Genomic DNA, 12,785 nt, shown 5'->3' on the forward strand with positions numbered 1-12,785 from the left:
GACGAGATGGCGTAGTAGGAGATCGTGGACTCCTCGGAAGACGTCCTCATCCAGCTGTACGACCGCTGGAGGGGCCCGCTGCTGCACTACGTGCTGCGGCTGGTCGACGGCGACTACCAGCAGGCAGAGGACGTCGTGCAGGAGACCCTGCTCCGCGCGTGGCGGCACCACGAGGAGTTGAAACCGGACGACGCGGCGCCGTGGCTCTACACGGTCGCGAAGAACCTGGTGATCTCCGGCTACCGCCGCCGCAACGCACGCGCGACCGAGGTGCCGCTCGAACCGGTGGACCTGCCGCCGGTCAGCGACCAGGTCGAGCACGTGCTGCAGACGTGGCAGATCGCGTCGGCGCTGCGGGCGCTCACGCCTGAGCACCGGACGGTCGTCATCGAGCTCTACTACCGCCGCCGCACCGTCGCGGAGGCCGCCAAGACGCTCGGCATCCCGCCGGGCACGGTCAAGTCGCGCTGCTTCTACGCACTGCGGGCGCTGCGCGACGCGCTGGAGGAAAGAGGGGTGACCGAGGCGTGAGCTGCCAGCACACCGTCGATGTCGGCGCCTATCTCTTCGGCTCGCTCGACCTCAAGGAACGAGCCGCGTTCGAACGTCATCTCGGCACCTGCGACTGCTGCCAGGCCGAGATGCTGCGGCTGGCCCCGCTGCCGGGCCTGCTCGGCCGCCTGACCCTGGAGGACGTCGAGAACCTCGACGAGATCCCCGCCTGCCCTCCGGCGCCGAAGCACAACCAGCGCCGCGTTCTGATCGCATGCGCGGCAGCCCTCGTCCTCCTCGCACTGGTCGGAGGCAGTTTCTTCCTGCGGCAGACGCCGTCGCAGCCCACGGCTACACCGCCTTCGTCGTCCCAGCCGCCCACGCCGACCTGGGCCGCCAAGGACGCCGCCAGTGGCGTGAACGGCGAGGTGTCGATGGTCTCGAAGACCTGGGGCACCGAGATGTGGTTCAAGCTCGGCGAGGTCAAGCCCGGCGCGCGCTGCAAGGTCATCGTGTTCGACCGGCAGGGCCAGCGGGAGATCGGCGGCTGGTGGGGTTCCGATCACGGGGCTGACGAGCGGATTCCCGGTTCGACGTCGTTCCGGGTCGACCAGATCGAACGTCTGGAGGTGTCGGACGAGAGCGGGTTGTTGGTTACTCTCCGTCCATAGAAACGCAGGTCAAGGCCCGCGTCCCGCATCACCCGCAAGCGTTTGGGTACTCTGCCCGGCGTGCATCTCAAGAGCCTGACGCTGAAGGGCTTCAAGTCCTTCGCCTCGGCTACCACGCTGCGCTTCGAGCCCGGCATCACCTGTGTGGTCGGCCCCAACGGGTCCGGCAAGTCCAACGTGCTCGACGCGCTGCGCTGGGTGATGGGCACGCAGGGAGCCAAGGACCTGCGCGGCGGCAAGATGGAGGACGTCATCTTCGCCGGCACGTCCGGCCGCGCGCCGCTCGGTCGCGCCGAGGTGACGCTGACGATCGACAACGCCGACGGCATGCTGCCGATCGAGTACACCGAGGTGTCGATCACCCGCCGCATGTTCCGCGAGGGCGCCACCGAGTACGAGATCAACGGCAACTCGTGCCGCCTGATGGACATCCAGGAGTTGCTGTCGGACTCCGGCATCGGCCGCGAGATGCACGTGATCGTCGGTCAGGGCCAGCTCGCCGCGATCCTCGAGTCCAAACCGGAGGAACGGCGCGCGTTCATCGAAGAGGCCGCCGGCGTCCTGAAGCACCGCAAGCGCAAGGAAAAGGCGCTGCGCAAGCTGGAGGCGATGCAGGCGAACCTGACGCGCCTCACCGACCTCACCGCCGAACTGCGCCGCCAGCTCAAGCCTCTCGGCAAGCAGGCCGAGATCGCCCGCCGCGCGCAGGTCGTCCAGTCCGAGCTGCGGGACAGCAAACTCCGCCTGCTCGCCGACGACCTGGTGACGCAGCGCGAGACCATCGCGCAGGAGGAGCACGACGAGGCGAAGGCCCGCGTGCGCCGCGCCGAGGTCGAGAAGTCGTTGCAGGCGGCCCAGTACCAGCAGAACGAGCTGGAGGAGCGGGTCGCCGCCGACGCGCCGAGGCTGCAGGCCGCGCAGGACACCTGGTACCGGCTGTCCGCTTTGGAGGAACGCCTCCGCGGCACCGTGCGCCTCGCCGCCGAACGAGCCCGCCACCTCTCCGACGTCGTGGACGCGCCCAGCAGGGGCCGCGACCCCGACGACCTCGACCGCGAGGCCGAGGAGACCGCCGAGATGGAGCTGGAGCTCCAGGAAGGCGTGACGGAGGCCCGCATCGCGCTGGCGGAGGCCGTGGAGACGCGTGCCGAGCTGGAGCGCATGGTCTCGCAGGCGGAGAAGGCGCACATCGCCGCCGTCCGCGCGATCGCCGACCGCCGCGAGGGCCTCGCCCGCTTGTCCGGTCAGGTGGAAGCGTTGCGCAGCAAGACGAGCGCGACCGCCGAGGAGATCGAACGACTGTCCGTCACGCTGTCCGAGGCCTCCGAACGCGTCGAGTACGCGTCGATGGAACTGGCCGAGGCCCGCGAGATCACCGGCACCGAGGACGAGGACGACCACGGCCTCGACGAACGCCACCGCCAGGCCGTGCAGTCCAACGACGCGGCACGGCAGCGCGTCGAGGAACTGGTCAAGGCCGAACGCACGTCCGAACGCGACATCGCGTCGTGGCGGGCCCGTGTCGACGCTCTCTCGCTGGGACTGACGCGCAAGGACGGCGCGGGCGCGCTGCTCGCGTCGGACGTGCCCGGCCTGCTGGGTTCCGTCGCCGCGCTGCTGACCGTCGAGCCCGGTTTCGAGGTGGCGCTGGCCGCCGCGCTCGGCCCGATCGCCGACGCCGTCGCGGTGTCGTCCGGCGACGGCGCGTTGCAGGCGCTGAAGCTGTTGAAGGAGAAGGACGCCGGCCGCGCGGGCGTGCTGATCGGCTCGTACGGGTCCACTGTGGACACGAGTCAGTGGGGCCACCTGCCGCACGGCGCGCGGTGGGCGATCGACGTCGTGCACGCCCCCGAGGCGTTGCGTCCGGCGTTGGCCCGGGCGCTCGATCGCCTTGCTGTGGTGGGAGATCTGGACACCGCGGCCGGGTTCCACGGCCGCGCGGTGACCCGGGAGGGCGACCTCTTCGGCACGGACTGGGCCGTCGGTGGTTCGGGTGCCCAGGGCCAGAGCGTCATCGAGGTGCAGGCCGCCGTCGACGAGGCGCAGGAGCAGCTCGCGACCGCCGAACGGGCGCTGGAGCACGCTTCGGCCGCGCTGGAGGGTGCCCGCGCCGAGCAGCAGTCCCGCCGCAAGGTGCTCGACGCGGTCAAGGAGGCCATGCAGGAGGCCAAGGTCCGCCAGGCCCGCTCCGGCGAGCGGCTCAACCGGATGGCCACGGCCGTGCGGTCGGCGGAGGCCGAGGTCAGCCGCATCTCCGAGCAGCGCGCCAAGGTCGAGCGGTCGCGCGAGGAAGCCCTGATGAAGCTGGGCGAACTCGAAGAGCGGCTGCTGATGGCCGAGGAGGAGCAGACCCTCGACGACGAGCCGGACACCGAGCAGCGCGACGAACTGGCTGCAGAGCTCGCTCAGGCGCGTCAGGGCGAGATGGACGCGCGTCTGGTGCAGCGCACCGCGGAAGAGCGCGCACGGGCGTTGCAGGGCAAAGCAGAGGGCCTTCGTCGTGCCGCGCGCGCCGAGCGTGAGGCACGCGAACGCCACGCCCGCGCGACCCAGCACCGCGCCCGTGGCGCCGTGGTGGCGAAGGCCGTCGCTCGCGGCGGTGAGCAGGCGCTGGAACGCATCGAGATCTCGCTGTCCCGTGCCGCCCGTGAACGCGACCAGGCCCAGGAACGTCGTTCGCAGCACGAACTCCTGCTGACCCAGGTGCGCAACCTGGCGCGCGAGATGTCCGGTGAGCTGGAGAAGCTCGTTGACGCCGTGCACCGCGACGAGGTCCTGCGCGCCGAGCAGCGCATGCGCATCGAGCAGCTGGAAACCAAGATCGCCGAGGACTTCGGCATCGGCCTGGACGACCTGATCAACGAGTACGGCCCCGAGGTCATGGTGCCCGCGTCGGCCGCCGAGATGGCCGAGTACCAGGCCGCCAAGGAACGCGGCGAGCAGGTCTCCGAGCCGCAGCCGATGCCGTTCGACCGCGACACCCAGACCCGCCGAGCCAAGCGCGCCGAACGCGACATGTCGTTGCTGGGCAAGGTGAACCCGCTGGCGCTGGAGGAGTTCGCGGCGCTGGAGGAGCGCTACAAGTTCCTCTCCACGCAGCTGGAGGACATCAAGGACACCCGCCGCGACCTGCTCACCGTCGTGAAGGAGGTCGACGACAAGATCCTCGAGGTCTTCACGCTGGCCTACGAGGACGTGGCGCGCGAGTTCGAGATCGTCTTCAAGGTCCTGTTCCCCGGTGGCGAAGGCCGGCTGGTGCTGACCGAGCCCGACGACATGCTGACCACCGGCATCGAGCTGGAGGCCCGCCCGCCCGGCAAGAAGGTCAAGCGCCTGTCGCTGCTCTCCGGTGGCGAGAAGTCGCTGGCCGCGGTCGCGATGCTGGTCGCGATCTTCCGCGCCCGCCCCTCACCGTTCTACGTGATGGACGAGGTCGAGGCCGCGCTGGACGACACGAACCTGCACCGGTTGATCACCCTGTTCGAGCAGCTGCGGGAGAAGTCGCAGCTGCTGATCATCACGCACCAGAAGCCGACCATGGAGATCGCGGACGCCCTGTACGGCGTCTCGATGCGCGGTGACGGCATCTCGCAGGTGATCTCGCAGCGGCTGCGCACGTCCAGCGACGTGCCCGCGCGTGCGGCGGCGAAACCCGTCGCGGTGGCGGAGCCGGTCGAGGCCGCGGAGCCGGTCGTGACCGAGGAGCCCGTCGTGACCGAGGAGCCGGTGGCGGAACCTTCGCCCGAACCGGCGGACGCGGAAGCCTGAGAGGGCGGCCGGAGCGGTGCCTGGGGGGCTTTAACCAACTCCGGCCGCGGCCTCTACGCGCCCGAAGGGATGAGATCCCCCAGATCGACCTCATCGCTCCAGGTGCGCACGGACCACTCTGCCGGACGATGCTTGTGGAAACCTTGTATCGCCAGGTCAGGGGCCGATCAGTCAGTTGACCCTGACCCAGCGCTGCCACATTCGGCCGTTGCAGCCGACGGTGCGCACGCCGAACTCGCTCATGTCGAGGCAGTGGTTGCTGCGCTGGTGCAACAGCTGGAACTCCGTGGCGTTGAACGAACTGCGCGTCCAGCGCTGGTAGTTCAGGTCGTTGCACCCCCACCCGCGCACGCCGAACTCGCTGGCGTCCAGGCACATCTTGGTGGCGACGTTCATGTACCTGGTCGTGCCGTCCGAGTAGTAGGTCGGGTCCCAACGCTGGAAGTCACCGCCGTTGCACTGTCGCGTGTGCACGCCGTCGGTGGGGTTGTAGTCCAGGCAGTAGTTGTTGAACCTGGACTTCATCACCCAGGTCACGTCTGCCTGGGCCGCGGGCGTCAGTCCCAGGAACAACGCCATCACCGCGAGCAGTACCGCCGCACGTCCGATCTTCATCGAATCCCCCGGTCGAGGTGGTTGGTCGGGGAACCAGCCTCGCAAGGGAGCGTTGGAGAAACCTGGTTCAGGCGCCGCGCGAGTCCAGCCTGGCCGCCTGTTCCGGCGTGGGAGCGGTGCCGCCGAGGTGCGCCGGCGCCCACCAGGCACCCGGCTCGGTCGGGTAGTCGGCCTGCGCGGTGTCCAGCAGTTCCTGCATCCGCTTGCGCAGCACGTCGTCGCCGGAGTCGCCGGGGGAGGGCTCGAACGGCTCGCCGATGAGGATGGTGACCGGCACGTGGCGCTGGGTCAGGTCCTTGGGACGGCCCTTGGTCCACAGGCGCTGGGTGCCCCACAACGCCATGGGGACGATCGGCACGCCGGCCTCGTAGGCCAGGCGGTTCGCGCCGGACTTGATGTCCTTGACCGTGAACGACCGGCTGATGGTGGCCTCGGGGAAGATCCCGACGACCTCGCCGGTGCGGAGCGCGGACAGGGCCTGCTGGTAGGAGGCCTGGCCCGCGCTCCGGTCGACGGGGATGTGGTGCATGCCGCGCATGAGCGGGCCTGCGATCTTGTTGGCGAAGATCTCGTGCTTCGCCATGAACCGCGTGAGGCGCCCCGAGGGACGCGCCCCGTAGCCCGCGAAGATGAAGTCGAGGTAGCTGACGTGGTTCGACGCCAGCACCGCTCCACCTGTGCGCGGGACGTGGTGCGCCCCCTCCACGGTGAGCCGCACGTCGAGCACCTTGAACATGAGCTTCGCTGCGGCGATCACCGGGGGATATACGCGATCCGACATCTTCCGAACGGTAGCCGGAAAAGCTACTGGCCGGTAGGAGCCCCTTCGTGTTCTCGCATGATCTTTGGCACGCCCGCCAGATCCTCGTCGTTGCACAGCAGCTTGAGGTCGTAGTACGGGTTGCCGTGGGTGTCGTCGTAGTCGAGATGGACTGCGATCACGTCCACGGGTTCGCCCAGCCAGTCCTGGGTCTGCCGCAACCAGGCGGCAGCGCGTTCCAGAGCTGACGGAAGATCATCGTCTCGGAATTCGACCGGCCGATACGGAACTCCCTGGACACCGTCCCGGATGTTCGCCGGCAAGGGCAGGTCGACGGCCACCCCGGATTCGTTGAGATCGAGTTGGATCGTTTCCTCACTCACCGTAGAAGAGTCCCCCACCCTCACCTGCCCTGCAAGCCCGAATCTGGGTGTTGTGCCCGGGACGTCGGTGTTCGTGCTACGGCATACCAGCGCCGCGCAGTGCCCCGGTGTGAGTGTTGTCTCCTACGTCATGTAGGGCGCTTCAAGTACGCGATCTCGCGCTTCACCTTGACGATCCGGTCGTGGGTGGGCATGAGCACGCGGGACAGGGCCGCCAGCAACCGCTCCAGATCCTCGACCGCTCCCTCGGCGTCACCGGCCTGGTAGCGAAGGTTCGCCAGCAGCTGAGTGGTCTCCATTACGTCGTCGTGCTCGGGACCGAGGACGCGGGTCTGGTCGCGCAGCAGCGGCGCGCAGACCTCGATGGCCTTGCCGTACTGCTTGGCGGTGCCGAGCACCTGCGCCAGGTTCAGGCGAACGGCGAGAGTTCGTGGATCGTCCGCGCCCACCGCGGCCACGTGGTCCCTCACGAGCGACCTGAACTCGGCGGCGGCTCCCCTGAAGTCACCCGCATGGGCCTTGGCCTGCGCCAACGCGTTCCTGGCTGCCAGCTCTTCGAGGTCTCGGACGGACGACATCCACGCCATTTTACAGAGCCGCACGATCGTGACCTGAGACCGCGGAAAACTCCCTCGCTTCGAACGGCCGTGCGAGCAACCATTCCTTCTATGTACGACATCCGTTTCGCCGAACCTGGCGACCTCGGCGCCACGATGGCGCTGCTGGTCCGGCTCCAGGCCGACAACGCGCATCACATCGGGTACCTCGGTGAGACAGTCGAAGAGCTCCGCGCGGAGCTCGGCGAGTTCGAGCCCAGCTGGGCGGACTGCACGGTGGTGGCCGTCGACGCCGACGACAACATCACCGGCATGCTCAGCGTGGAGATCGACGCCGAGCTCGGTCGTGCGTGGCTGCACGGACCGTTCGTCGACGTACCGGTCAACCACCCCGCGGGCAGCCGCATCTGGGACCAGACCGCCGACGCGATGTTCCGGCGCGCCACCGAGCTCCTCACCGGCATCTCCGATCTCGAGCTCTACGGGCACACAGCCCACAAGCGACTGGCGGCGTTCGCCGAGAGGCACGCCTTCAGCGCGGGCAAGGCGAGTGCCATCCACATACTCGACAACGGGGACCTGCGCACGTTGCTGCTCAGGGACGCCAAATGTCCCAGCGACCGCGAGATGCGCGTCCTCCCGACAGATCGGTTCGTGCACGAGGCCGTCGCGGTCCTGCACGAGCGATGTTTCCCGCGGACCTACCTGTCCGGGAAGCAACTCGTCGAATCCGATCCGCAGAAGCGCACGATCGTCGTCGCCATGGACGGCCGGCGCGTGCTCGGGTACGCCGCGGGCAAAGCCCAGCCCGAGGAGTACTACGTCGACTTCGTGGCCGTCGAACCCGATGTTCGCGGTCAGGGCGTGGGCGCTGCGCTCATCACCGAACTGCTGTGGAAACTCGCGGCGGACCACGGTGCCAGGCCGCAGGCCGCCGCGTCGATCCACGCGGGCAACGAGTCGTCGCAGAACATGTTCGCCCGACTAGGATTCCGCCTTCACATCGAGCTCGTCGCGTACCGCCACACCGCGTGAATGCCGCAATGACAACAACCCACCCACGAGCAAGGTGACCGCCACCCCCAGGGGCGTGTTCCACCAGCCGGTCAAGGACTTCAGGTCAGCGGTGGCCTTGCCGAAGTCGATCGTCGGCGTGCTGCCGGCGAACTTGACACCGAGAATCACGAAACCGACGACCAGCACCGTCGACACGAACGCGATGATCGCGTCCACCTGCGTGACGCGCTTGAAGATGAGGCCGAGGAGGAAGGCTCCGAGCAGCGCGCCGTAGGTGTAGCCGGCGATGCCGAGCGCCTGCACCACGATCGGATCCGCCGTGGTCTTGTTCGAGGAGGCGAACAGGCCCGCGCAGACGATCAGCAGACCCGCCCACACGAGGGTCCAGATCCGTCCGTGGCGCAGGCGCTCGTCGTCGGTCATCGGGGTCTTGCGGATGCGTTCGTAGACGTCGGTGACCGTGCTGGAGGCCAGGGCGCCCAGCGACGACGACAGCGCGGCCGCGAGGATGCCGGCGATCACGAAGCCGGACAGGCCGGACGGCAGCGAGTTGACGATGAAGTAGCCGAAGAGCTCGTCCTTGTTGCCGAGCTTCAGGTTCTTCACCGGGTCTACGCCGTTGTAGAACGCCCACAGCATCACGCCGATGAACAAGAAGAACGCGAACTGCAGGAACACCACGAAACCGGAGGCGATCAACGCCTTCTGCGCGGACTTCACGTCCTTCGTGGACATGAGCCGCTGCACGATCAACTGGTCCGCACCGTGCGAGGCCATCGACAGCAGCGCGCCGCCGAAGAACGCCGCGATGAACGGGTACGCGCCCGTGAGCGGTGACGAGGTGAAGTCGAAGATCTGGAACTTGTTGACGTCGACGGCCTTCGAGAACCAGCCGTCCGGCAGCTGACCCGACAGCCACCAGATCACCACGACGCCACCGAGCACGTACCAGAGCATCTGGATGGCATCGACCCACACGACCGCGCGCACGCCGCCGAAGAAGCTGTAGAACACCATCGCGATGCCGAGCGCCAGGATGATCGCCCAGTAGCTCGCGTCGATGCCGTACTGCGCGAGCACGAGCTTGATCGGGATCGCTGTGGCGAAGAGCCGGATGCCGTCCGCGAGCAGTCGCGTGAAGAGGAACGTCACGGACGCCGTGGCGCGCATGCCGTTGCCGTATCGCTTGCCCAGGAACGCATACGCCGTGACGAGGTCACCGGCGATGTAGCGCGGCAGCAGCACGAAGCTGACGATGATCCGGCCGACGATGTAGCCGAGCGCGAGCGTCAGGTACGTCATGCCGCCCTGCGCGGGCGTCGCCATGTACGCGATCACCGGCACGCTCAGCACCGTGAGCGTCGAGGTCTCCGCGGACACGACCGACAGGCAGACGACCCACCACGAGATGCGCTTCTCGCTGACGAAGTAGTCGGTGGACGACTTCTGCCTGCCGCCGATCCACATGCCGAGCAACGGCATCCCGACGAGGAACAGGGCGATGATCGCGAGGTCTAGTCCGCGCACTTCGGGTCCCCCACATTCAGCTTGGTCACGGCGGTGGTGACGGGCTCCGGCATCCTGAGCGGCCCGTTGCCGGGCGTGATGCTGCCGAGCAGCCGCGGTCCGGACGCACCGGTCGCGGACGGCGTGTTGCCCGCGATCCCGTGCCACGTCAGGAATCCGAGCAGCGCGGCGAGGTAGGCCTCCTTGCCGTCGCGCGGCAGGCCCAGTGAATCGCTGATCTTCAACGGGACGGGGTCGAGCGCTCGGGTGAGCGCCTCGACGAGCACCGGGTTGCGCATGCCGCCGCCGGACGCGACGACCACGCTCGCGTCGTGGGCGCGGCAGGCGTCCGCGATAGTGCGCGCGGTGAGTTCGGCGAGCGTGCGGAGCATGTCCTCGGCCTGGACCGTGGGAAAGCCCTGGAGGTACTCGGCGTTGAAGTGCTCCTTGCCCGTCGACTTGGGCCACGGCTTCGCGTAGTACGGGTCGGCGAGGAGCTTCTTGAGCACGTCTTCCCTGACGGTGCCTCTTCTCGCGAACTCGCCGTTGGTGTCCTGGCGACGTTCGCCGTTGCTCAGGACCTCCATCACGGCGTCCATCAGCGCGTTGCCGGGGCCCGTGTCGTAGGCGATCGGCCGGCTGCCGGGTCTGACGACGGTGATGTTGGCGATGCCGCCGATGTTCAACGCGATCGCGGGCGCGTCCTCGGCCATGCCGGCGAGCCACAGCGCGTCGAGGGTGGAGGCCAGCGGGGCTCCCTGGCCTCCTGCGGCGACGTCGCGGACTCTGAGGTCGGCGACGACCGGGACGCCGGTCCGTTCGGCGATCCAGGCGGGCTGGCCGAGTTGCAGGGTGCCGAGGCAGTCGCCGTCCTGGACCTCGTGGTGCACGGTCTGCCCGAGCGAGGAGATCAGGTCCGCCGGCAGGTACCCGGCGGCGACTTCGCCGAAAGCCTGCCCCAGCGACGTGTCGAAGGCGCACACTTCGGCGAGGTCCCGCGGTTTCTCCAGCAGGTCCTTGGGGAAGGGGTGCTCGGCGCACTGCACCGGCACGAGTTCGACCACGTCACCGTTGATCGACAGGTCGGCGACGGCGACGTCGATGCCGTCCATCGACGTGCCGGAAATCAGTCCGATCACCCTCACGACGTGTGGTCTATTCCACAGCGTGGCGGGACGCAAGAGCCTTGGTGAAATCTTCGCCTAAATGAGCAATACATGGTTGACAGGTCACATGATGGTCTGTGAAAGCATGAGCTCGTGCCGACGTCCTCCCTTGTCCTGATCCTCGTCGTCGTGGCGGTCGTGCTGATCGCCGCGCTGGTGACCGGTGTGGTGCTGACGCGTCGCCGTCGCATCAGCCTGACCCAGAAGGAGGAGGCGCCGAGGCCTGGCGGATACCAGGCGTCGTCCGGGATCTCGCTGACCCCGGCCGCCCCCGAAGCGAGTGCCGCCGAAGCGGTGGCCGTCGCCGAGGTGACTCCCGTCGAGCACCCGGTCGCCGACCGCACCGAGGTCGACGGCCAGCCGGGCGTGGGCGACGACGCCTCCGTGCCGCGCGACTCGGCGAAGCGCGGCTTCGTCGAGGTCGACCTGCCCGTCGAGGCGTCCGAGGTCGAGGAGATCGAGCCCACCTCCGGCCGCCTGGAACGGCTGCGCGGCAAGCTCTCGAAGTCGCGCAACGCGTTCGGCACGTCGCTGCTGGGCCTCCTGGGCGCCGGAGACCTGGACGAGGACTCGTGGCAGGACGTCGAGGACACGCTGCTCATCGCGGACCTGGGCGCGGCGCTGACGACCGAGATCGTCTCGACGTTGCGTTCGAAGATCGCCGGCGCTGGCGTGCGGACCGAGGCTGAGGCGCAGGCGTTGGTGCGCACTGTGCTGGTCGACGCTCTCGGGCCTCGGATGGACCGGTCTTTGAAGGCGCTGCCGCACGCCGGCAAGCCCGCCGTGCTGCTCGTGGTGGGTGTCAACGGCGTTGGCAAGACCACGACCACCGGCAAGTTGGCGCGCGTTCTCGTGGCGGACGGTCGGACTGTTCTGCTTGGTGCCGCGGACACGTTCCGTGCTGCTGCCGCCGACCAGTTGGAGACCTGGGGCAAGCGGGTCGGCGCGGAGACCGTGCGCGGGCCTGAGGGTGGGGACCCGGCTTCGGTGGCCTTCGAGTCGGTGAAGCGGGGGATGGACACCGGGGTCGACACGGTGCTGATCGACACCGCTGGGCGGTTGCACACCAAGAAGGGCCTGATGGACGAGCTTGGCAAGGTCAAGCGCGTGGTCGAGAAGCAGGCCGTGGTGGATGAGGTTCTGCTGGTCCTGGACGCGACCACCGGGCAGAACGGGCTGACTCAGGCTCGGGTTTTCGCCGAGCAGGTGGACATCACCGGGATCGTGCTGACCAAGTTGGACGGTACGGCCAAGGGCGGGATTGTTTTTCAGGTGCAGCGCGAACTCGGCGTGCCGGTGAAGCTCGTCGGTCTTGGTGAAGGCGCCGACCACCTGGCGCCGTTCGAGCCTGGGGCTTTTGTGGATGCTCTGCTCGGCTGATCTTGTCGGACCCTCTGAGTAGGTTGAGTTGTAGGGGTTCCCGGATCGGGGGGACGCCTGCGTCAGCGTGGTCATCGGTGCTGTGCGCGACCGGCTGGGTGGGTCACCGTGCGGGCGGCGACCTTGCGGGCGGCGACCTTGCGGGTGGACACCGGGCGGGTCGTTACCTTGTGGGCCGCGACCTTGCTGGTGGTCGCCTTGCGGGCGGCCTGGTCGCCTTGCGTGCTTCCCCTGGGGGCTCTGCCCCCAGACCCCCGGCAATCTGATCGGGGGGTCCGCGCCACTCGCGGGTTGATGGCACGCCTGTTGCTTTGGGCGGCTGCGCGTTGCTTTGAGGGTTGCGTTGGCGGTGGGGTCCCGTCACGAGCCGCACCAAGAGCGGGCCACATCAGGTCAGGGGTGTCAACTCGACGAAAAGCGTGTCGAGTTGACACCCCTGACCTGATGCAGCAAGAGCTGTGGCGCGACTC

General features: G+C 68.3%; 11 protein-coding genes. 5 read left to right on the forward strand and 6 right to left on the reverse strand.

The window, feature by feature from the left end; translation table 11 throughout:
• The first annotated feature begins 24 nt into the window (after positions 1–24).
• The 3 genes from ACH413_RS43270 to smc are packed head-to-tail and all read left to right on the forward strand — an operon-like array spanning position 25 to position 4,931.
• Positions 25–531 carry a sigma-70 family RNA polymerase sigma factor gene (locus ACH413_RS43270; RefSeq protein WP_093593275.1) on the forward strand — a complete coding sequence of 169 codons (507 nt, stop codon included), beginning with the start codon at positions 25–27 and terminating at the stop codon, positions 529–531.
• On the forward strand, positions 528–1,163 hold the full coding sequence (locus ACH413_RS43275; RefSeq protein ID WP_360048491.1) for a zf-HC2 domain-containing protein: 636 nt from the start codon (positions 528–530) through the stop codon (positions 1,161–1,163). Before ACH413_RS43270 ends, ACH413_RS43275 begins: the two co-directional genes overlap by 4 nt.
• A 60-nt stretch (positions 1,164–1,223) precedes the next feature.
• Complete coding sequence (gene smc / locus ACH413_RS43280; protein ID WP_360048489.1) at positions 1,224–4,931, forward strand: chromosome segregation protein SMC; 3,708 nt, start codon at positions 1,224–1,226, stop codon at positions 4,929–4,931.
• Between the two features lie 171 nt (positions 4,932–5,102).
• Here the strand turns inward: smc and ACH413_RS43285 are convergent, their stop codons facing one another.
• From ACH413_RS43285 to ACH413_RS43300, 4 genes are all read right to left on the reverse strand, one after another.
• Positions 5,103–5,546: a ricin-type beta-trefoil lectin domain protein gene (locus ACH413_RS43285; protein ID WP_360048487.1), complete on the reverse strand. Its 444-nt coding sequence runs from the start codon at positions 5,544–5,546 to the stop codon at positions 5,103–5,105.
• Positions 5,547–5,613: 67 nt separating this feature from the next.
• Entirely contained in the window at positions 5,614–6,327 is a 714-nt protein-coding gene (locus tag ACH413_RS43290) for a lysophospholipid acyltransferase family protein (protein WP_360048485.1), read from the reverse strand.
• 23 nt (positions 6,328–6,350) lie between these two features.
• A complete protein-coding gene (locus ACH413_RS43295) occupies positions 6,351–6,689 on the reverse strand; it encodes a hypothetical protein (protein WP_360048483.1) in 339 nt (112 codons plus the stop codon).
• Positions 6,690–6,817: 128 nt separating this feature from the next.
• Entirely contained in the window at positions 6,818–7,267 is a 450-nt protein-coding gene (locus ACH413_RS43300) for a tetratricopeptide repeat protein (protein ID WP_360048482.1), read from the reverse strand.
• A gap of 90 nt (positions 7,268–7,357) precedes the next feature.
• Here ACH413_RS43300 and ACH413_RS43305 point away from each other — a divergent pair, with 90 nt between their 5' ends.
• Positions 7,358–8,281: a GNAT family N-acetyltransferase gene (locus ACH413_RS43305; RefSeq protein WP_360048480.1), complete on the forward strand. Its 924-nt coding sequence runs from the start codon at positions 7,358–7,360 to the stop codon at positions 8,279–8,281.
• Here ACH413_RS43305 and ACH413_RS43310 read toward each other — a convergent pair.
• Both ACH413_RS43310 and ACH413_RS43315 read right to left on the reverse strand, forming a co-directional pair.
• Positions 8,231–9,790, reverse strand: a complete 1,560-nt coding sequence (locus ACH413_RS43310) for a sodium:solute symporter (RefSeq protein WP_360048479.1) — start codon at positions 9,788–9,790, stop codon at positions 8,231–8,233. The genes ACH413_RS43305 and ACH413_RS43310 overlap by 51 nt on opposite strands.
• Positions 9,778–10,908: an anhydro-N-acetylmuramic acid kinase gene (locus ACH413_RS43315; protein WP_360048568.1), complete on the reverse strand. Its 1,131-nt coding sequence runs from the start codon at positions 10,906–10,908 to the stop codon at positions 9,778–9,780. Before ACH413_RS43315 ends, ACH413_RS43310 begins: the two co-directional genes overlap by 13 nt.
• A gap of 120 nt (positions 10,909–11,028) precedes the next feature.
• Between ACH413_RS43315 and ftsY the strand changes: the two genes are divergently transcribed.
• Complete coding sequence (gene ftsY / locus ACH413_RS43320; RefSeq protein ID WP_360048477.1) at positions 11,029–12,315, forward strand: signal recognition particle-docking protein FtsY; 1,287 nt, start codon at positions 11,029–11,031, stop codon at positions 12,313–12,315.
• The last annotated feature ends 470 nt before the right edge of the window (positions 12,316–12,785 follow it).

The organism is Lentzea sp. NPDC020367 (assembly GCF_044387305.1).
Classification (GTDB): domain Bacteria; phylum Actinomycetota; class Actinomycetes; order Mycobacteriales; family Pseudonocardiaceae; genus Lentzea.